Consider the following 19,453-nt stretch of genomic DNA (forward strand, 5'->3'; position numbering starts at 1 on the left):
TATCCATTCAAGTAATCAAAAAAGCTGAATACCTAAAGGACGGTTAATATTTAGGCCAATTCCGCTTTTGCTTTTTCAACCAAGGCGGTGAAAGTCGCTGCATCATGCATAGCGATGTCAGCAAGTACGCGACGATCGATTGCAATGTTAGCTTTTTTCATGCCATTGATAAAGCGGCTATAGCTTAAGCCGTTTAAGCGTGCACCAGCATTGATACGTGCAATCCAAAGACGACGGAAAGTACGTTTTTTGTTGCGACGGTCACGATAAGCATATTGACCAGCTTTGGTCACTGCCTGTACCGCTACGCGGTAAACACGTGAACGGGCACCGTAGTAGCCTTTTGCGCGCTTTAAGATTTTTTTGTGACGGCGATTTGCCTGTACACCACGTTTTACACGGGCCATAAATTACTCCAAGATATTTTTAATCATTATTAAACGAATCACGATGTCATTAATTAATAGACATCGTTATCAGATTGCAAAGTCAGATACTTTTAACTCAGTCGCTATTTATTAATTAAACAGCGCTTAATTAAAGATAAATGACGATAGCCTTATTAGATGTATGGGCACATACGACGAACTGCTGCTTCGTCAGACTTGTCCACCATCTTAAGACCGCGCAACTGGCGAATACGCTTAGCTGATTTCTTGGTCAAGATATGGCTTTTGAATGCTTGCTTACGCTTAAAGCCGTTCGCTGTTTTTTTGAAGCGTTTAGCTGCACCGCTTCTGGTTTTCATCTTAACTTTCATGATGATTTGCCTCTTTGTCTTTGATAGAACCTGGTCGTCAAATAGTCAATAACGAATAGTGGCTGTAAAAACAGGCACTAAACCTCTATTTGCCTCGAGGTGGGAGGCGCTATTTTAACAGATCATGCGCAGTTTTGCCAAGGAAAGTTTCAGCTCGGTTTAGCGTATGTTGTTCTTTCTAATCACAAATACCATGGCGCTTATTTTAAGCGGCTAAACCTTGGTCATTAGCCACTTAAAATCCAAGCTTCGAAATAGAAACTAAGCTATATAAACTTAATAAAACTAAGGTTAGCTGAGTCTTATTTACAATTATTATTTTATCAAAATTCCGCTCAGGTATAATTGTGCTTTATTTACTGCTTTAACATATTGAATGTCAGCCTAAGCTGTGTTTAAGTAGAGTGTGAACACTGATAAAGCGCTCTCATAAACGGTAGATAGGCTAAATGACTTCATAAGCTTCCTTTTATTGATGAGTGCTTTTTATTAAAACCTATTTTTTATTATTAATTAGTTTGTATGACTAATTACTTTCTACTTATAAGACGATAGACGATGACTTTACCTGCTTGGCTTGCTGCCGTAAATTTTAATGCTGATGGTTTGATTCCTGCAATTGCACAAGATTATGTGTCAGGGCGTATTTTGATGATGGCGTGGATGAACGCCGAATCCCTACAATTAACCGCACAAACGCAGACGGCGGTATACTTTTCGCGTTCGCGTGGCAAGTTATGGCATAAAGGCGAATCTTCTGGGCATACCCAGCGCGTGCATGATATTCGTCTAGATTGCGACGCCGATGTGATTGTCCTTAGCGTCACTCAAGCCGGTGGTATTGCTTGTCATACCGGCCGCGAGTCTTGTTTTTATCAGCGTTTGGATTTGTCAGGGCAAACACCTGAATGGCAAACAGTCGATAAAGTATTAAAAGATCCTGCAGAGATTTATCAGACAAACGCCGCTGCAAAAGCCACGCCTGAAATTAATGAAGCGACTGCGGAAGATATAGACCATTCAGACACCCATCAAAATAACAGCCTTGCTACCACTCATTCTATTTTGCAGCAGCTTGATAAAGTATTGGCCGAGCGCAAACAAGCGGATACTGATAGCTCGTATGTAGCAAGCTTATACGCCAAGGGTTTAAATAAAATATTAGAAAAAGTCGGTGAAGAAAGTACCGAGAGCATTATCGCTGCTAAAGACTTTGCCAATTGCGATGAAACAATTGATAAAACCCAATATGACGAAGCGCGTCATGAGCTTATCTATGAAGTCGCTGATGTCTGGTTTCATACCTTAGTAGGTTTGGCTTGGTTCGATATCGAGTCAGAGGCGGTATTAAATGAATTAGGTCGACGCTTTGGTCTCTCAGGTATTGATGAAAAAGCGGCGCGCTAGCGTTTTTTAAGCTTAGCCATTACCCTGTTTGATTATTGTTGCTTTCACCTTTTTGTCATAACGGCAGGTTATAATAGTGTGACGTGTTACTTCGCATAAGCTATCGATAGCTTTTGTGTACGACAGCAATATTCTATACACTCAACGTATTCCTATAAAGACTGAAAACCAAGACATAAGGATAGCATTATGGGCAGTTTTTCCATTACGCATTGGCTGATTTTATTGGTGGTGGTGGTTGTCGTATTTGGCACCTCCAAACTAAGAAATGCCGGTAAAGATTTGGGCGGCGCGGTCAAAGGTTTTAAAGAAGCCGTCAAAGACGAAAATACTGAACATGCCAAAAAGCAAGTGGTGCTCGACCATGATGGCAAAGCACACCCTGAAGAGCGCCCAACAACCACTAAGGTTGATGACAAGCATAATGTATAGCATTTAGACAGTGACATCGGAACATTATGTTTGATATTGGGTTTTCTGAATTATTGCTTTTTGGCGTCATTGCCTTAATCGTCTTGGGGCCAGAAAAGCTGCCCCAAGCGGCGCGCACTGCTGGACAATGGTATGCCAAAATTCGCCGCACGGTTTCTACCTTGCAGTCTGAAATCGAAGCGGAGCTTGACTTAGCTGAGACGCGCCAGCAAATGCAAAAAGAGCTGGCCAAAATTCGCCAAACGGAAGCAGAAATGCGCCGTGAAATGGCAGAGATGCGCGGCAGTATGCAAGAGTTTTCATCCTCGCAGAATCAGCATCTAAAAGCAGCGCATCAGCCTACAACCGATAAAGTGGATAATACCAATAATAAAAACGATGGTGAAAAAGGCGGTAATTCGTCCGCGGCGCCAAAAGAGTTTGACTATGCCTATGACAGTGATGGGTCAGATAAAAAGTTAAAAGAGCCTGAACTTTCAGAGAGTCAAGGTAATGATGATAGCGACACTCAACACATCACTATACAAACAACGCAAAGCAACATGCAAAATATCAGCACCAAACCGTGGGAAAATATGTGGTTCCGTCTGGGCGCTTATGATAAAGCAAGGCGTCTGCCGCAAGCACCCTATTTACCCAATTATAAAGCCGATATTTTATTAAACAGTCCTGTCAACCATTTGGACACTCCTTTACCCAAACAGGCTTCTGTTAATAAGCAGGAGAATGATTAGTGGGCTTATTTAAACGTAAAAAAAGCCGCCAAGAAAAAATAATGGATGCAGATATTAAGGCTGCAACAGAAACCCTTGATAGTAATACCGATAGTGAGAACGTCGATAACATTAATGTCGATAGTAATAATGAGGACTCTGGCGATATCTTAAGCTCACTGGGCGATATGCCGATTACCGAGCACTTGATTGAGTTACGTCGGCATCTGATTAAGATATGCGTCGCGGTATTGGTGATATTTTTAGCCTTGGTCGGATTTTCACGCGAGCTGTATGATTTTTTATCTGACCCATTGGTTGCTCAGTTGCCCGCCAACTCGACAATGATTGCGACCGATATTACCTCTAACTTTATGGCACCGATACGCTTGACCATATTTGTCGCGGCATTTTTTGCGATGCCGTATATCTTGTATCAAATCTGGTCGTTTGTCGCACCCGGTTTATATAAAAAAGAGAAAAAAGTCGCCATTCCTGTACTGATGTCCTCGATATTTTTATTTTATGCGGGCGTGGCTTTCTCTTATTTTATTGTACTCAAAGGCGTACTTAAGTTTTTTATCATGTTTGCGCCGCAGAACGTCTTGCCGATGACAGATATCGACAGTTATTTAAGTTTTGCGCTCAAATTATTCATGGTATTTGGGCTGACGTTTGAGATTCCAGTGGTCACCTTACTATTGATATTGGCGGGTGTCGTCTCCATTCAGAGCTTAGAAGATAAACGCCGTTATATTATCGTCGGCTGTTTTGCCGTTGCGGCGGTCGTTACACCGCCTGATGGCGTATCGATGTTGATGCTCGCGATTCCGATGTGGTTATTGTTTGAGCTGGGATTATTTTTAGCGAAAATCTTAATCAAAGAAGATCGCAGCCTTGATGCAGCAGACGATATAGAATTGAAGAAAGAATAGCTCTACTTATCAGACACTTATTGCAAAACAGCCAACGCGCTAATCTGTTAATATAACCTGCTTATTTCCACCTTTATTTTCTACTAACTTTTTTATTATTGTCCTGTGCGCTTGCAATTTTTTTGCAATCAACATCATGACCAGTCGGCCATTGTCTATGCAGTGGCTTTTTTTACCCCCGTTATTTTTGTCCCCATTCTAGTTTTTAGGTAGCTTTATTATGTCCGCATCTATGCCAGCTTATATGAGCGATCCCACCGATGAGCAGCTGAACGCGCTAAATATGGCGATGGATCACAAGTCATTTAAAGTGGTCGCTTATGCGGGCGCAGGGAAAACAACGACGCTCAAATTAATCGGTGAGCGTCTGCGTGGCCGCGGCTTATATTTAGCCTTTAACAAAGCAATTGCCAACGATGCGCGGCAAAAATTCCCCGGTCACGTCGACTGTCGGACCTTTCACTCACTGGCTTATCGTCATGTACCGCGTGATATCACCGCCAAATTGTCGTTGCCAAGATTTTCACCCAAACGTTTAGGTGATGACTTGGGTCTGCAACCGGTACAAGTCCGTCGGCAAATGGATGGGATTAATAAATATATTACCCTCACGCCAGCGCGCTTGTCGCGGTTTGTCAGTGATGCGGTGAGCAATTTTTGTAGTACCCACGCCAGCTATCCTGCGCCAAGGCATATTGAGTTTCCAAGTTGGCTCGATGATTCTGATGCCGAGCAACTGCGTGAAATGCTCTACCCCGCCGTTGAGCAGCGTTGGTTACAGTCAATTGATGCGCGCCATCCTGCTGGTATCGGGCATGATATTTATCTTAAATTGTGGGCATTATCGAAGCCGAGTATTCCCGCAGATTTTATCTTATTTGATGAAGCGCAAGATGCCGATCCCTTGATGATGGGGATTTTGACCCAGCAGCCACGGCAAGTGATTTATGTAGGTGACGCCCATCAGCAGATTTATGAATGGCGCGGGGCGGTCAATGCGATGAAAAAACTGCCATTGCCGCAGACTTTATTAACGCAGTCATTTCGTTTTGGCGAACCGATTGCTGAGATTGCCAATACCTTGCTCAAAGCCTTACAAGAAGATGTGCCATTAAAAGGCAATCCTAATAAGCAGTCTTCTACCGAAAAAGGCATGGTTCATAGTAAAAAAGATGCCATTCTTTGCCGCACCAATGCTGCTGCTATGTCGCAATTGCTAACGGGCTTAAAACTCGGTCACCGCGTGGCGTTGCAAGCGGATACCGATCGTATGCTTAAATTCTGTCAGGCAGCCGAAAACTTAAAAAACGGCAAATCGGCGTATGGCGTCCCTGAGCTGGCGTATTTTTATAATTGGGGTGACGTCCAAGAATATTCTGAAACCAATGAAGGCAGCGACCTTAAAACCTTGGTCAAATTGGTCGATGATCATGGGACTAATGTGCTCAGCCAAGCGGTCAATAGTTTATCCAGTATTGAAAATGCCGATTATGTCATCTCAACCGCGCATAAAGCCAAAGGGCTTGAGTGGGGTAAAGTACAACTTGATGATGACTTTTATTATGATGTGACGACCAATGCGGTAAAAATCAGCCCAGAAGAGCTGCGTCTGCTCTACGTTGCTTGTACGCGGGCACAGAGCAATTTAGATATTCATAATATTAAAGACTTGATATCAGGATTACAGACGGGTAAAAAGGTGGTTTTTGGTAATACTTAGTTTTCTCTTTTATCTCACACCTCATAGTCTTTGCCGACCTCAATTTACAATAATAGCTTACCAACCATGAATAACACTCCATCTTTATCTCAAGCACTGCAAGAGCGCCAACACACTATTCAGCGCTTGTTTGCCAACCCCGTTCGTCTCCTTGCGCCTATGGAAGGCTTAACCGACCCATTAATGCGCCAAATCCTAACCCAAATTGCGTCAGACTTGGGTCGCCCTTATGATTGGTCGGTCAGTGAATTTATTCGCGTCACTCAGCATGTATTGCCAGCACACGTTTTTTATAAATACGTGCCAGAACTACATCATGATGCCAAAACCGCATCCGGTACGCCGATTCATATTCAGCTACTCGGTAGCGAAGCGCAATTGATGGCAGAAAACGCCGCCTATGCGTGTGAGCTTGGTGCGCCGGCGATTGATATCAACTTTGGTTGTCCGGCTAAAACGGTCAATAGCCATCGCGGTGGTTCAGTGCTACTTGATGAGCCCGAAGTGATGTATGAGATTATCAGCGCCGTACGCCAAGCGGTTCCTGCTCATCTTCCCGTATCAGCAAAAATTCGCTTGGGCTATACCGATACCAGTCGCATGGATGATATCAAAGCTGCCATTGCAGCGAGCGGCGCCGATTGGCTAACCATTCACGCACGTACCAAGACCCAAGGCTATAAACCGCCTGCTTATTGGGATAAAATTCAGAATTTTAATACCTTAGATATTCCAGTGATTGCCAATGGCGAGATTTGGAATAGTGAGCATGCGCAAAACTGTATGGCGCAGTCAGGTACGACGCATCTAATGCTTGGTCGCGGAGCCGTTACCCGACCTGATTTAATTGCTCAGCTCGATACTGATAATTCTAAAAACCTAGAAAATACGGCGATATTATTGTGGCAAGATTTAATCACCCATCAGATTAAATTTCTAGAGGGCGTCGCGAAAAGCGATGTGGTTTTAGTCGGTCGTTATAAGCAGTGGTTAGCGATGCTGACCAAAGGCTATAGCGAGGCGAAAACAGTATGGGACGATATCAAACGAGAAAAAAATAAAGCAGTGATTATCAAGGCGCTACAAGCAAGTGTTGCTTAATGAATCACTACCTTATTGATAACATACTCTATTGCTAAAAGAGCATGTTTTACAACAGCGCGCTCAGGCTAATTGGCTTACATACTGACCCGAATCGCTAAATAAAATAACATCAATGAGCAGGCCATCGATAGCGTCCAAAGAATAGAGCGAAAGGTAGCTAAATTGGTAATATAGGCCACGCAAAAACCAATACGAATCAGCACATAAAGCCAAGCGATGGTATTAATAATCAACTGCGGTACAAAAAACAGCATCGCAACCAACACTGCCGCCAAAAATATAGGCAAGGTCTCATAGCTGTTTTGCTGGGCGGCATTAGCCCGCGCCGCAGCTCCCGTCGTCCCTTGTAAAAAATCACGCGGATGGGCATTGTCAGCCAAATTAAAGCCGCCAATTGCTTTTGCCGTCAGCGCCATCACTAGGGGCAGCAAACTTGCCACCACCATTGCCCAAATACCTGACGCTGCGCTATCGGGAATCAACCCAAAGAATAGACTCATTAGTATAATCTTCCCTATCCTGCAATGACTTCAAAATCGTGAGTCACATTGACGCCGCCCTGTACTAGCATCCGACTGGCTGAGCAGTATTTTTCTGCAGACAGTTTGATTGCCTTTTCGACTTGGCTTTCTTTGACATCTTGTCCTGTCACCACAAAATGCATATGAATGTCAGTATAAACGGCTGGCACGGTTTCGGCACGCTGCGCGGTCAGCTCACAGCGTACGTCTGTCACTTCTTGGCGCGACTTTTGTAAAATTGCAACCACGTCATAGCTTGCACAGCCACCAAGCCCTAATAAAATCAGCTCCATTGGGCTGGCGCCTTTTTCTTTATCGGCATCGATTTGGACGTTATGTCCTGATGGTGACACACCCATAAAGGCTTTATTTTCTTGCCACGTAACGCTTGCTTTTGACTCTGACATCTTAAATATTCCTTGTTTTAATTGCTACGATTTTGAATGCGCATGCTTCTTAATTCACATGGTTTTTTAATTTGAATAGTAACGGTTTCTTATTTTTTGAAGAACAATGTCTTTTGGAAAAATAATGTCTTTTGCTAGTGTAGCATAAGCCAAAACGAGATTTATAAAGCCATATCCTTGTTTACCTTTTATAAACCGTTTCATCACATGTTTTTTAGAAATCACCATTTCACCCTGAATCTGATTGTTAAGTATTTATCACGATAATATTATTCAAACTTATTACTCTTATAAAATCCATCATAAAAAACTTACAAAAGTCTAATTATAACCCACTGATTTTAAAGCATTAATCTTGTGAAACATTTTATAGCAAAATACTGTTACACATTTGGGTTGTTTCTTGGTTTAATAACGGTAATGAATCTTATTTTGCCATGGTATCGATAACAGTCACCCTATAATAATTATGATTGCTGTCACTGTACCTTGTTGAAATAAGCTATTTTTAAACAATTTAAAAGGGTTTAGTCATGATAGATGCAGACGGCTTTCGCGCCAATGTCGGCATCATCTTGGCAAATACACAAGGGCAAGTTCTGTGGGCAAAACGTATTGGTCACAACGCTTGGCAGTTCCCTCAAGGCGGCATCGACCGCGGGGAGACGCCGATGGATGCGATGTATCGCGAGCTCTGGGAGGAGGTCGGCTTACATCCGCGTCATGTGGATTTACTGGCGGTCACGCAAGATTGGTTGCGCTACCGCCTGCCGAAACGCTATGTGCGTCATGGGCAGTATCCTTTGTGTATTGGGCAAAAACAAAAATGGTTTTTGCTGCGCTTAGATGAGCCGAATACTCAACATATCCGCTTTGATGAGGGTAAACCAGAATTTGACCATTGGCAATGGGTCAGCTACTGGTATCCACTCGGACAAGTGATTCATTTTAAACGTGGGGTATATCGTCGCGCCTTGCAAGAATTGGTGCGCGAACTACCGCTTAAACAAGAACTGATTATTCCAGAACAAAACAACCATTTGTTGGTGGAATAAATAGTTAGATTTATTGTTTTAGTAGTAAATACGAAAAAGCCTGTATCGAGTGATACAGGCTTTTTCGTATTTATAATTGCTAAAATTATGGTTTGATAGCAACTTTTAAGACCCCATCACGCTGATGCATAAATAAATCGTATGCTTCTACAATATCGTCTAGCGCATAAGTATGTGTCACCATCTCTGATAGATCCACACGACCTGACTCAATGACATTCAGCAAACGACGCATGCGTTCCTTACCACCTGGACAAAGTGCCGTACGAATCGTATGATCGCCAAGACCAGCAGCGAAATTTGCTATTGGAATGACTAAATCCTCAGAATAAACGCCAAGACTTGAAAAAGTTCCACCCGGTTTTAATATCTTGATGCATTGATTAAAGGTAGCTTGCAAACCTAATGCTTCGATACTACTATCGACACCACGCCCAGCAGTGATTTTCATGATTTCATCAACCACATCAACTTCTGTGAAATTAAGCGTAATGTCCGCTCCTAATTTCTTCGCCATCGCTAGACGCTGATTGTTACCATCAACAGCGATAATCAGTGACGCACCTTTGAGCCTTGCCCCAGCAGTAGCACATAAGCCAATAGGCCCCTGTGCAAAGATAGCGACAACATCACCGATCTGAATATTAGCGTTTTCTGCCCCCTTGAAGCCTGTTGACATAATGTCAGGACACATCAACACTTGCTCATCCGTCAATCCATCTGGCACTGGACATAGATTGGCCTGTGCATCAGGCACTAGTACATACTCTGCTTGCGTACCATCAATGTGATTACCAAAGCGCCAACCGCCGGTCGCTTTATAACCATGACAAGAGCATTTGCCATCGGCATCAAGATAGCCACCATCTTGTGAGGGGAAGCCATCTTGGCTAGCATAAGAGGTAAATGTTGGACAAATCGCGCCAGCGATGACTCGTTGCCCTTCTTTATAACCCATCACTGCACTACCTAGCTTTTCAATAATCCCTACCGGCTCATGCCCAATTGTCAATCCTTTTGCAACAGCATACTCACCTTTAAAAATATGAATATCGGTACCACAAATCGTCGTAGTGGTAATTTTTAATAAAGCATCGTTCGGGCCGACATCAGGAATTTTCTTATCAACAATTTCAATTTTACCTGGCTCAACGAATATTAATGATTTCATCATAGTCATATCGTACTCCTTGTTAAACTGACCTCTGATTAGAGGGTAGTAGGCATTATTAATGGCGCTTAAATGACCTATATATCCAGTTTATGTCATCAGAGTCACTATTAACAGGCAAATCCCTAAATATATTGGGGATTTACAATTACCTCTGTAATAAGGCTTAAATAATAACTAGAAAAGCCTAGCCATAAGTCATAGTAAAATGACAATATATAAATTACTCATATTCTCGACTCTGTAGTTGAGCACGTAAAATAGGTTCGGCATCGATAGGACTAGGAGATTGATTTAAAGTCAGAATACTTTGGGTGCGAGTACCGTATGTCGGGACGGTAGCATCCATGCTAAGCAAAGCAATGGGCTCAATATAAATAGAAGATAGTGCTCGCTCAATCTGCTTAGCAACACCCGTTTCGGGTAATTTATTTTCTGGCGCTGGCGTTTTATCGGACATCACTGCAAACGCCGCTTCTTGCCAATACTCAGGAGCGCTATTTTCAGCAATCAAAGGCAATACTTCTTGTCTTAAACGGCCACGTAACTTCTCAGTCTTAAACCACTCTTCCTCAGGCTGACCATTAGAGAATACATGCAGCCCCGAGTGTAAGGCGGTTGGTGCATGACCACGATTATTGACAATCACCGCTTGCGCCGCATCACCAATAATAAGATTGAAGCCTGCATAATCTTGTAAGCTGATTTGCCGAGCAAAATTCATCGGGCTTACAGTACTGGTCAAGAAATCGGTGACCAACTCACCGCGCGAGCGTTCGTCATTACCTGCTTGCACGCCATCTCGAAAGTTTAATACCGCCGCCCAGCGACCATTTTGCTCGTAAAAATTACCATATGGCTCTTGATGTATACCAAGCCATGTGCCGCCACTTTGCTTATCACGCCCTGCATAAACAGGCTTATCCGCCCACTGATGGAGCGGCTCTGTCGGACGCTGCAAAAACTCATCACGATTGGACAATAAGACCAAAGGTAGCTCATCAAATAACTGCCAAGCAATGGCGACAATACACATAGTTTTCCTTTTATAAGATTGGTACGTGGTTCTGATTTAGTATTAATTGGTGCTTAATTTTTTATCGGCAGGGTAGCTGATTTGATACGTCGATTGCACCACTTGCGCTTGCTTACTTGGCAAATCAAACTCCCAAGCGACCATGCCTTTATTATCGTTCCAGTCTTTTTGGCTAATAGCTGGCGTGTGCGCCGCGGTGACTTTAATACTGTCATCGCTACTAACCGGCTCAGCGCTTAACACTTGCAAGCGCACGCTACGATTGTGCTGATTGGTAAACTGATAAGCTTGGGTGATGGTTTTGGTTTGCTGACGGTTAAACACGCCTTTATCGCCTTGCTTATTTTCATCGGTCAGCTGCTTCACCAGTAAACTTGGGTCAATACCAAAACCGATACCCTGCTCTTTTAGGTTTTGATAGTTGTAGCGCGACTGTCCAACATAGTTATCATCGCGGTATAACTGCAACGAGCCATCTGCCCAAGCCGGCGTCAAAAACGGCGCAGACGCATACCAGTAAGCGGCAGCTTCGGCACTTGGTGTGCTACGTAGCCAAAGCTTACTGGTGCCAGATTGCTCATCAATGACCGTGCGTACGCGCCTGCCATCACTTGGAATACTGACCCGCTGCGGCAGTCTATATTCGGTGATGCCATTTTTATTTTGACTGCTGACGCTAAAGCTCGGTAGCGGTGGCATCTCTGCAGCCCCTGCTCCACCATAATTGTCTCTTGCAGACACGACCATTGGCGCCGCTTCCATCATTGGTTGTGCATAACGGCTTAACTTAGCCTGCTCTTCCTCATATAACGACAAACGCTCAACTCTTGGCAACTGGCTGGTGGTCGTTTGATTGGGATTAACGGTGCTTAGGATAACCGGCACGTTGCTCCAGTTCTCTCCCGTTTGTTGGGCGATGATGGCAGAAGCGGTGATATTCAGCTGCTTACTATCGGTATTTAAGCGCGCTTGATAAGTCGGCTCCCAACTGGCACCGCGCACTTGATAATGCAGTTTAACGGTGCTTGGCGTGCGACTGGCAGTACGTACACTGACTTGGGTCACACTATTCTGTTTCGAGGTAGTACTGCCGGCTAGCAGCTGATTGAGCGCATCTTTCGCTTGCGCTTCTCGCTGTTGTAGCTCGACTATCCTTTTATTAATACTTGCCGCTTGCGTTTCTAAATCGCGGGCATTATTCGCAAGAGTACCAGCCGTATTGATTTGCGTCACTTTAGTAAGGTTTTGCAAATAGGCTTTGGTTAAACGTGCCGCTTCTAATTCAGCGCTGATATCGGTGAGATTATTCTGCTGGCTCTGTACCTTGGCTTCACCTTGATATTGGCCATATTGACATTGTGCCGCTTGCGCAGCGCTTAACGTTTCGATACTGACTTCACCAACATTGACATTGCCCAATGCTTGTACGCTGATACTTTCTGGATCAATAGTCGGCGATAAGCAAGAAAAAACCAACGTCTGCTCGCCATTGCCATTGATTGGCAAGGAACGCGTCACGCTAGCTAAACCTTGATAAATGGTAATGTTATCAATATTGCTCATCGCTGCTTGTGCATTCATAGGAACCCACAGCGCTAGGCCTGATGCTACTACGCCTAGCAAGGATAGTTTCGATAAATATGGCTGCATAAGGGTTCCTTAGAAATTGAAGCGCTTTTTTTCATCTTATCGGTTTTTGCAACGCTTTGCTATCCATTCAATGAACCATTCACTTATCACAGTATTCGCAACGGATGAATTTTGCTATTATGAGCTACATTCCATTATCAATAATATGATGCTCTTATGATGATTCACCCTCAGTATGATCCCGTAGCGCTATCTTTGGGACCAGTAGAAGTGCACTGGTATGGCTTAATGTATCTGTTGGCCTTTGCTGCCGCTTATGGTCTGGCGTGGTATCGCAGCACCAAACGCGACAATTGGACCACCGATATGGTCTCTGATTTGGTCTTTTATGGGGCGCTTGGCGTCATTTTAGGCGGTCGTATCGGCTATGTGCTGTTTTATCAATTCGGCGAGCTTTTACAAAACCCTGCGTATCTGTTACGAGTTTGGGAAGGCGGCATGTCTTTCCACGGTGGTTTTATCGGCGTCATGTTAGGCATGTGGTTCTTTGCTCGTAAGTATAAAAAGACTGCCTTTCAAGTGTTCGATTTTATCGTGCCTTGCGTACCGACGGGCTTATTATTCGGTCGCATCGGTAACTATATCAATGGTGAGCTATGGGGGCGCGTCTCAGATGGTGGTTACAACTGGCTGACTTATTTCCCGCAAGCCGCTGCCTTTGATATGGAGCAATTACAGAGCAATCCTGAGCTACAAGAATTGATGCTTGAGGTAAATGGACAGTATTTATTACCGCGCCATCCATCGCAGCTATACGAAGCCTTTGCCGAAGGTTTGCTTCTATTTATCTTTTTATGGTGGTATTCATCAAAACCGCGCCCACGGATGGCAGCATCCGCGGTCTTCTTATTGGGTTACGGTATCAGCCGCTTTATCATTGAATTCTTCCGCCAGCCAGACGCTGACCAAGGATTTATCTTATTAGGCTGGATGACCAAAGGGCAGCTCTTAAGCGCACCGATGATTATCGCAGGCTTAATCATGCTGATTTACGCTTATAAACGCGGTATTTATGATTGGGGTAAACAGTCAGCTTATTAAGCCCTATTTAGCAACAACTACCCTATTAAAAGCTATATTAAGCATGATTTTAAGAACTATATTTTAAAGTCTATGTTTTTAAGAACTTTGTTTTTAAGAACCATATTCTTGAGAACTAAATTAAAGAGACGTTTTCACAACGTAAAAGAGCAATTTTATGAGCAGTCATTACCATAACAGTAAAAATGAGCAAGCCTATTTAGACTTGCTACAACACGTCCTTACTCATGGCACTGAAAAAGGCGATCGTACTGGCACCGGTACGCTGAGTCACTTTGGTGCGCAGCTACGTTTTGACTTAGCCGATGGATTTCCCTTATTAACCACCAAAAAAGTCCATTTTAAATCCATCGTTTATGAGCTATTTTGGTTTTTAAGTGGCAGCACCCACGTCGATTATTTACAAGAAAATAACGTGCGCATCTGGAACGAATGGGCGACCGCTGAGCAAACCGCGCGCTTTAACCGTCCAGCGGGCGACCTCGGTCCTATCTATGGTCATCAATGGCGCAATTATGGCGCGACCAAGCGTGAAGATGGCAGCTATGAGAACGATGGCGTCGATCAAATTACCCAAGTTATTGAGCAAATTAAGAACAACCCCAACTCGCGCCGCTTAATCGTTTCTGGTTGGAATCCCGCTGAAGCGGAGCAAGTTGCGTTGCCACCTTGTCATACTTTATTTCAGTTTTTTGTGGCTGACAATAAACTGTCATGCCAGCTCTATCAACGCTCAGCCGATTTATTCCTCGGTGTGCCATTTAATATCGCTAGCTACGCCTTGCTTACCCATATGGTGGCGCAAGTGTGTGGTTTAGAAGTTGGTGAATTTGTTTGGACGGGCGGCGATTGTCATATTTACCAAAACCATCGCGAGCAAGTTGAGCTGCAACTGACACGTGAGCTTTATAGCTTGCCAACTTTGACCCTGAATCCTGATGTGACCGATATTTTTGCCTTTAACTATGACGATATCAGCGTCGATGGTTATGAGTCGCATCCTGCCATTAAAGCCAAAGTTGCCGTCTAAGTTTTTATCGCTTGAATGTTAAAAAACAATAAAAAGGATAGGTTATGAGTTATGCCAATACCGAAGTTGCCCAGATTGCGGCTATCAGTAGTAATCGCTGTATCGGCAAAGGAAATGAGCTGCCGTGGCATATCTCTACAGACTTGCAGCATTTCAAAAGTATGACGACCAAGCAAAGCGATGGCGCAATACAAGGTATCGTCATCATGGGTCGTAAGACTTTTGAGTCGATGGGCAGCAGACCATTGCCAAAACGTATCAGCTTTATCATCACCAGCCAATTAGATTATGCTGAGCAAAGTGGCTTGGTCGGTAGTGAAAAAGCTTATGTGATGCATAATTTAGACGATGCACTCACCCAAGCGGCAAGTTTGGCTCATGGTGCGCACCTTGATACCATTTGGGTTATCGGCGGCGAGCGCGTGTTTAAAGAAGCGATGATGTATACTGACCGTGTCGAGCTAACGCATGTCGATACTGACATTACGGATGGCGATGCCTTTTATCCTGAGCTGCCAAATGAGTTTGTAGTCGCAGAAGAATCTGAGCAAGTTCACGATGAGAAAAGTGGGCTAGATTTTAAGTTTGTGACTTATAAAAGAGAAGCTACTAAATAATAGCAGTTCATGAATTTAAAATATTAACAAAAAGAGGCTGTCCTAGATAATTCTAAGACAGCCTCTTTTTCTTATTGAATTTTATTAGCAGAAACTTAAATTTAGCCCATATCGCCTAAACTATTCATGCAGCACTTTATAAACAGTTTTCGCCAATATCGGACCAATTCCCTGCACGCCAGCCAGCTCTTGCTGTGACGCACCAAGTAATTGCTGCATACCACCAAAGTGATTAAGCAAGTCACGACGACGCTTTTCACCCAGCCCCGGTATAACCTCTAGCACTGATGACGAACGGCGCTTATCACGCTTCTTACGGTGCGCAGTAATGGCAAAACGATGCGCTTCATCGCGAATATGCATCAATAAATGCAGCGCCTTACTATCCATCGGTAAATCAAGCGGCTCGTGGTCAAGGAAATGCAATACCTCAAGCCCAGCCTTACGCCCCTCGCCCTTTGCCACACCGATAAGTAAGGTATCGCCTAAAATGCCCAACTCTACCAGCACCTCTTTTGCCATACTGAGCTGACCTTTACCACCATCAATCAGCAATAAATCAGGCAATGGCTGCTTTTTATAACGCCGCGTTAGCACTTGCTTCATCGCCGCATAGTCATCACCGCCGACAATATCATGAATCGCATATTGGCGATAATCACGGCGGCGCGAGCCACCTTGGTCAAAGACCACGCAGCTACCGATGGTCGCCTCACCCATGGTATGCGAGATATCAAAACACTCGATACGGTCGATGGTTCGATCAGTAACCTCTGCTAGCACCTCTTTAAGCACGCCAAAGCGGGCATGCAATTCTAAATAATCACCAAGTTTGGTTTTTAGCGCATTATTGGTATTAAGTTTTGCCAAATCTAACCACTCAGCGCGGTGCTCACGGACATTGGTTTTAATGACGACTTTGCTACCAAAATGCGTTGCCAGTGCTTCACTCACCGCTATCTGATCGGGTAGCTCATGACTTAAGATAATTTCTGCTGGCAAGTCATCGGTCACCTGAAAATAGAATGAAGTAATAAACGCTGATAAATTATCAGCAAGAGGCTCACTGCTATCAACATCAGGGAAATAGTTCTTACCGCCTAGCACGCGCCCGCCGCGCACCGTCAATACATTGACACAGGTCATGCCTGCTTGGCTGGCAATAGCTATTACGTCGGCCTCGCCTTGTACGGTATAAACGGCTTGCTTTGCTTGGACTTCACGCAGCATAGACAGCTGATCCCGATAAAAGACCGCCTTTTCAAAATCTAAAACTTCAGCCGCGCCTTCCATTTTTTCAATCAGCGTACTATGGATATCGCTAGAATCGCCTTTTAGGAAACGAATGGTGTTATTCACATCTTCCGCATATTCTTCTGGCGATACCAAACCAACACAGGGCGCACGGCAACGCTTAATCTGATACTCAAGGCAAGGGCGCTTGCGCTGTTTAAAAAAGGTATTGGTACATTGGCGCATCTGAAACATTTTTTGCATGAGCACCAGGGTCTCTTTTGCCGCATGCGCAGAAGGGAAAGGACCAAAAAACCGGCCTTTTTGGTGATTGCCTTTACCGCGACCATAAGCCAATCTGGGATAAGGTTTATCGGCTGAGATAAACACATAAAGATAAGATTTATCATCACGCAATAGCACGTTATAAGGCGGACGGTGTTCTTTAATCAGATTTTGCTCGAGCAGCAGCGCTTCAGTTTCACTACGAGTAATAATGGTTTCGATATTATGAATCCGCGCGACTAACGCTCGCGTCTTTGGATGGTCAATGGTCTTGGCAAAGTAGCTGTTGACGCGACTTTTAAGCGACTTGGCTTTACCGACATAAAGAATATCGCCATTTTTACCGAGCATTTTATATACCCCTGGCAAATTTGGCAGGCGCTGAATCAAATGCTTAAGACGGGCTTTTTTATCGTCGACGGGACTCGATGCTGAGACATTAACCATAGAATTTACTGCTCTCAAGATACTGATATATAGCTATTTATGGGGCGATAGTGAGTGTTTTACAAGAACCTTTATCAGCTTAGCAACAACCATAAAAAAAGCCAGCACCAAGGCTGACTTTTTGCAGAAAAACAACCCTACAGTGCGACTAGTGACGGAAATTTGGTAATAATGCTGGGATACCTGGCAACATACCGACGATTGCCATCACCCCTGTTAATATCACAAACGTGACCACAGGAATAATCCAGCGGCTCATTTTGGTCAGATTGGCACTACGCTCTTTCGAGCCAATTAAGCCTAAATTATCCAGTACTAGAGTAATTGACCAACCAAAGGCTGGATTTACCAAGGCTGACGCAAAGACAACAATAGCAGCAGACTGAGTGGTTTTGCCCTCGCGTGTCATCTCCATCCCAGCTTCAAGCAATGGGATAAAGACACCAACAATCAGCGCCACACACATCACCGGTTCCCAAATAGCCAAATCCATGGGATAACCCCAAATACCGGCAATAAGACAAAATACGCCCGTTAATACCGCACCAGCTGGAATAGGACGTTTGGCAATTGCGGCGGGTACAATATACGTGCCCCATGACGACGCAAAGTTTGCACCGCCTAATAAAGAACCTGCTACCTGACGAATAGAAGCACTGGTCATGGTATCATCGATATCCATAAGCACGCGCTCAGTGCGTTTTGGATAGCTAATTTTTTGAAAGACTTGATGACCTAAAAAGTCTGGCGACCACATGGCGACGGCCAACACCGCAAAGGGTAACACCACAACGAAGCTTTCAATGGTTGGCAATCCGAGCATCCAACCGGTATCTTCACCCCACCAATACATAGGGTTCATGTGCGGTAAACCCGGTGCCGTTTCAAAAACAAAGGGTGCACCCATCGCAAAGGCAACCCCGCCACCTAACAGACAGCTTAACGGTACCGCAAGCCAGCGCTTTTGGAAGTTCTCTAACACCGCATATAAGATAATCGTCAGTAAAATGACCACAAAGGCAATATGCGCCATGCCAATACCTTCTGCCCACGCAAATAGGTTTTTGACTTGCGAGATGGTACCAATAAAGCCCAGATACAACAGCAAGCCACCGCACACGCCTTTACTGGTCAAGTTTGCTAGCAAACTACCTCCTTTACTGATGGCAAGTAACAAGCCAAAAGCACCGATTAGCAAACCGAAGGCCATTGGGTGACCGCCAGCAGCAACGACGATAGGAATGAGCGGAATCAGTGGACCGTGCGTACCGGCAAGGTTAGCAGTTGGTAGTAGGAAACCTGAGAATAAGATAATAAAAAATGAAACGATTAGCAGCTCATAGCGGACGTTTTCTAGGACAAAGGCATCACCTAAACCAAGCGGGCCGGCAAAGGTTGCCGCAATAGCACCCACCATCACGACTTTACCAATGGTCGCGGCCATCGCCGGAATCGTATCTTCATATTCAAAACGATAATCACGGAACGGCAGATTGGGTCGCCAGCGTTTCGGCTGCATGATTTGCAATTCATGATTGAGATAGGCGTTACGATTTTTAAAACTAGAATTGGGCTTATGTAAGTCTACATAGCTGTCTTGCAAATCACTATCAGAAGGGGTTGGTTGCTGCGGGTTAGACCCTGAGGCGGGAAGCTGTGTACCACTCATCACATTTCCTTATGTCGACTGAGGTTTGAGCGGCGCTACTACCCTAAGAGCGGGTAAATATGACGCTGCCCAAAACAAAATTGCGGCTATTGTAAGGCATCAGTAAGGATAATGCGAGGCTTTATATATGAAAAGATACCATACGTATCGTTATGAAAAGTATTTATTATGGCTTAGCAGGTAACACTTATAAAAATGTAATGAATCCACGGAAACGATA

General features: G+C 44.2%; 19 protein-coding genes. 10 read left to right on the top strand and 9 right to left on the bottom strand.

Features of this window, described 5'->3' with window-relative positions; genetic code table 11:
• Positions 1–50: 50 nt before the first annotated feature.
• A complete protein-coding gene (gene rplT / locus ACP7AA_RS11310; protein WP_011281252.1) occupies positions 51–407 on the bottom strand; it encodes a 50S ribosomal protein L20 in 357 nt (118 codons plus the stop codon).
• A 155-nt stretch (positions 408–562) separates the two neighbouring features.
• Entirely contained in the window at positions 563–760 is a 198-nt protein-coding gene (rpmI, locus tag ACP7AA_RS11315) for a 50S ribosomal protein L35 (protein ID WP_011281253.1), read from the bottom strand.
• 558 nt (positions 761–1,318) lie between these two features.
• On the opposite strand from rpmI, the gene hisIE reads away from it, so the two are divergent.
• The 6 genes from hisIE to ACP7AA_RS11345 all read left to right on the top strand — a co-directional run bounded on the left by hisIE (position 1,319) and on the right by ACP7AA_RS11345 (position 7,068).
• Complete coding sequence (gene hisIE, locus ACP7AA_RS11320) at positions 1,319–2,167, top strand: bifunctional phosphoribosyl-AMP cyclohydrolase/phosphoribosyl-ATP diphosphatase HisIE (RefSeq protein WP_426223616.1); 849 nt, start codon at positions 1,319–1,321, stop codon at positions 2,165–2,167.
• 189 nt (positions 2,168–2,356) lie between these two features.
• Positions 2,357–2,599, top strand: a complete 243-nt coding sequence (gene tatA, locus ACP7AA_RS11325; protein WP_201563635.1) for a Sec-independent protein translocase subunit TatA — start codon at positions 2,357–2,359, stop codon at positions 2,597–2,599.
• Positions 2,600–2,625: 26 nt separating this feature from the next.
• Complete coding sequence (tatB, locus tag ACP7AA_RS11330) at positions 2,626–3,333, top strand: Sec-independent protein translocase protein TatB (RefSeq protein ID WP_426223617.1); 708 nt, start codon at positions 2,626–2,628, stop codon at positions 3,331–3,333.
• Entirely contained in the window at positions 3,333–4,247 is a 915-nt protein-coding gene (tatC, locus tag ACP7AA_RS11335; RefSeq protein ID WP_426223618.1) for a twin-arginine translocase subunit TatC, read from the top strand. Before tatB ends, tatC begins: the two co-directional genes overlap by 1 nt.
• A gap of 220 nt (positions 4,248–4,467) precedes the next feature.
• Positions 4,468–5,967, top strand: a complete 1,500-nt coding sequence (locus ACP7AA_RS11340; protein WP_426223619.1) for a UvrD-helicase domain-containing protein — start codon at positions 4,468–4,470, stop codon at positions 5,965–5,967.
• Positions 5,968–6,033: 66 nt separating this feature from the next.
• Positions 6,034–7,068, top strand: a complete 1,035-nt coding sequence (locus ACP7AA_RS11345) for a tRNA dihydrouridine synthase (protein WP_426223620.1) — start codon at positions 6,034–6,036, stop codon at positions 7,066–7,068.
• 77 nt (positions 7,069–7,145) lie between these two features.
• On the opposite strand, the gene ACP7AA_RS11350 is transcribed toward ACP7AA_RS11345, so the two are convergent.
• Together ACP7AA_RS11350 and ACP7AA_RS11355 are read right to left on the bottom strand one after the other, a co-directional pair.
• On the bottom strand, positions 7,146–7,571 hold the full coding sequence (locus ACP7AA_RS11350; RefSeq protein ID WP_201619617.1) for an MAPEG family protein: 426 nt from the start codon (positions 7,569–7,571) through the stop codon (positions 7,146–7,148).
• 14 nt (positions 7,572–7,585) lie between these two features.
• Positions 7,586–7,999, bottom strand: coding sequence for an OsmC family protein (locus ACP7AA_RS11355; protein ID WP_055125345.1), 414 nt, complete (start codon positions 7,997–7,999; stop codon positions 7,586–7,588).
• 533 nt (positions 8,000–8,532) lie between these two features.
• Between ACP7AA_RS11355 and ACP7AA_RS11360 the strand changes: the two genes are divergently transcribed.
• Positions 8,533–9,054, top strand: a complete 522-nt coding sequence (locus ACP7AA_RS11360) for an RNA pyrophosphohydrolase (protein WP_068403735.1) — start codon at positions 8,533–8,535, stop codon at positions 9,052–9,054.
• Between the two features lie 85 nt (positions 9,055–9,139).
• Here the strand turns inward: ACP7AA_RS11360 and ACP7AA_RS11365 are convergent, their stop codons facing one another.
• From ACP7AA_RS11365 to ACP7AA_RS11375, 3 genes are all read right to left on the bottom strand, one after another.
• The gene (locus tag ACP7AA_RS11365; RefSeq protein WP_201563649.1) at positions 9,140–10,234 is read right to left on the bottom strand and encodes an NAD(P)-dependent alcohol dehydrogenase; all 1,095 of its coding nucleotides are present in this window, start codon (positions 10,232–10,234) and stop codon (positions 9,140–9,142) included.
• 214 nt (positions 10,235–10,448) lie between these two features.
• The gene (locus tag ACP7AA_RS11370; RefSeq protein ID WP_426223621.1) at positions 10,449–11,261 is read right to left on the bottom strand and encodes an NRDE family protein; all 813 of its coding nucleotides are present in this window, start codon (positions 11,259–11,261) and stop codon (positions 10,449–10,451) included.
• Between the two features lie 42 nt (positions 11,262–11,303).
• Positions 11,304–12,911: a DUF4139 domain-containing protein gene (locus ACP7AA_RS11375; RefSeq protein ID WP_426223622.1), complete on the bottom strand. Its 1,608-nt coding sequence runs from the start codon at positions 12,909–12,911 to the stop codon at positions 11,304–11,306.
• 156 nt (positions 12,912–13,067) lie between these two features.
• Between ACP7AA_RS11375 and lgt the strand changes: the two genes are divergently transcribed.
• The 3 genes from lgt (at position 13,068) to ACP7AA_RS11390 (ending at position 15,599) form a co-directional block, all read left to right on the top strand.
• The gene (gene lgt / locus ACP7AA_RS11380; protein ID WP_201563655.1) at positions 13,068–13,952 is read left to right on the top strand and encodes a prolipoprotein diacylglyceryl transferase; all 885 of its coding nucleotides are present in this window, start codon (positions 13,068–13,070) and stop codon (positions 13,950–13,952) included.
• Between the two features lie 157 nt (positions 13,953–14,109).
• Positions 14,110–14,982, top strand: coding sequence for a thymidylate synthase (locus tag ACP7AA_RS11385; RefSeq protein WP_201563657.1), 873 nt, complete (start codon positions 14,110–14,112; stop codon positions 14,980–14,982).
• A 44-nt stretch (positions 14,983–15,026) separates the two neighbouring features.
• Entirely contained in the window at positions 15,027–15,599 is a 573-nt protein-coding gene (locus ACP7AA_RS11390) for a dihydrofolate reductase (protein ID WP_426223623.1), read from the top strand.
• A 120-nt stretch (positions 15,600–15,719) separates the two neighbouring features.
• Here ACP7AA_RS11390 and uvrC read toward each other — a convergent pair whose 3' ends face one another.
• On the bottom strand, positions 15,720–17,564 hold the full coding sequence (gene uvrC / locus ACP7AA_RS11395; protein ID WP_426223624.1) for an excinuclease ABC subunit UvrC: 1,845 nt from the start codon (positions 17,562–17,564) through the stop codon (positions 15,720–15,722).
• 148 nt (positions 17,565–17,712) lie between these two features.
• Entirely contained in the window at positions 17,713–19,233 is a 1,521-nt protein-coding gene (locus ACP7AA_RS11400; protein ID WP_191690718.1) for a DUF3360 family protein, read from the bottom strand.
• Between the last annotated feature and the right edge of the window lie 220 nt (positions 19,234–19,453).

This window comes from Psychrobacter sp. DWR1-2-3 (genome assembly GCF_049896465.1).
GTDB classification, from domain to species: domain Bacteria; phylum Pseudomonadota; class Gammaproteobacteria; order Pseudomonadales; family Moraxellaceae; genus Psychrobacter; species Psychrobacter maritimus.

What these genes read in the sequence shown, in the direction of transcription:
- rplT (WP_011281252.1), bottom strand. Translation starts at nt 407, where the DNA reads ATGGCCCGTGTAAAACGTGGTGTACAGGCAAATCGCCGTCACAAAAAA.
- rpmI (WP_011281253.1), bottom strand. Translation starts at nt 760, where the DNA reads ATGAAAGTTAAGATGAAAACCAGAAGCGGTGCAGCTAAACGCTTCAAA.
- hisIE (WP_426223616.1), top strand. Translation starts at nt 1,319, where the DNA reads ATGACTTTACCTGCTTGGCTTGCTGCCGTAAATTTTAATGCTGATGGT.
- tatA (WP_201563635.1), top strand. Translation starts at nt 2,357, where the DNA reads ATGGGCAGTTTTTCCATTACGCATTGGCTGATTTTATTGGTGGTGGTG.
- tatB (WP_426223617.1), top strand. Translation starts at nt 2,626, where the DNA reads ATGTTTGATATTGGGTTTTCTGAATTATTGCTTTTTGGCGTCATTGCC.
- ACP7AA_RS11340 (WP_426223619.1), top strand. Translation starts at nt 4,468, where the DNA reads ATGTCCGCATCTATGCCAGCTTATATGAGCGATCCCACCGATGAGCAG.
- ACP7AA_RS11345 (WP_426223620.1), top strand. Translation starts at nt 6,034, where the DNA reads ATGAATAACACTCCATCTTTATCTCAAGCACTGCAAGAGCGCCAACAC.
- ACP7AA_RS11350 (WP_201619617.1), bottom strand. Translation starts at nt 7,571, where the DNA reads ATGAGTCTATTCTTTGGGTTGATTCCCGATAGCGCAGCGTCAGGTATT.
- ACP7AA_RS11355 (WP_055125345.1), bottom strand. Translation starts at nt 7,999, where the DNA reads ATGTCAGAGTCAAAAGCAAGCGTTACGTGGCAAGAAAATAAAGCCTTT.
- ACP7AA_RS11360 (WP_068403735.1), top strand. Translation starts at nt 8,533, where the DNA reads ATGATAGATGCAGACGGCTTTCGCGCCAATGTCGGCATCATCTTGGCA.
- ACP7AA_RS11365 (WP_201563649.1), bottom strand. Translation starts at nt 10,234, where the DNA reads ATGACTATGATGAAATCATTAATATTCGTTGAGCCAGGTAAAATTGAA.
- ACP7AA_RS11370 (WP_426223621.1), bottom strand. Translation starts at nt 11,261, where the DNA reads ATGTGTATTGTCGCCATTGCTTGGCAGTTATTTGATGAGCTACCTTTG.
- ACP7AA_RS11375 (WP_426223622.1), bottom strand. Translation starts at nt 12,911, where the DNA reads ATGCAGCCATATTTATCGAAACTATCCTTGCTAGGCGTAGTAGCATCA.
- lgt (WP_201563655.1), top strand. Translation starts at nt 13,068, where the DNA reads ATGATGATTCACCCTCAGTATGATCCCGTAGCGCTATCTTTGGGACCA.
- ACP7AA_RS11385 (WP_201563657.1), top strand. Translation starts at nt 14,110, where the DNA reads ATGAGCAGTCATTACCATAACAGTAAAAATGAGCAAGCCTATTTAGAC.
- ACP7AA_RS11390 (WP_426223623.1), top strand. Translation starts at nt 15,027, where the DNA reads ATGAGTTATGCCAATACCGAAGTTGCCCAGATTGCGGCTATCAGTAGT.
- uvrC (WP_426223624.1), bottom strand. Translation starts at nt 17,564, where the DNA reads ATGGTTAATGTCTCAGCATCGAGTCCCGTCGACGATAAAAAAGCCCGT.
- ACP7AA_RS11400 (WP_191690718.1), bottom strand. Translation starts at nt 19,233, where the DNA reads ATGAGTGGTACACAGCTTCCCGCCTCAGGGTCTAACCCGCAGCAACCA.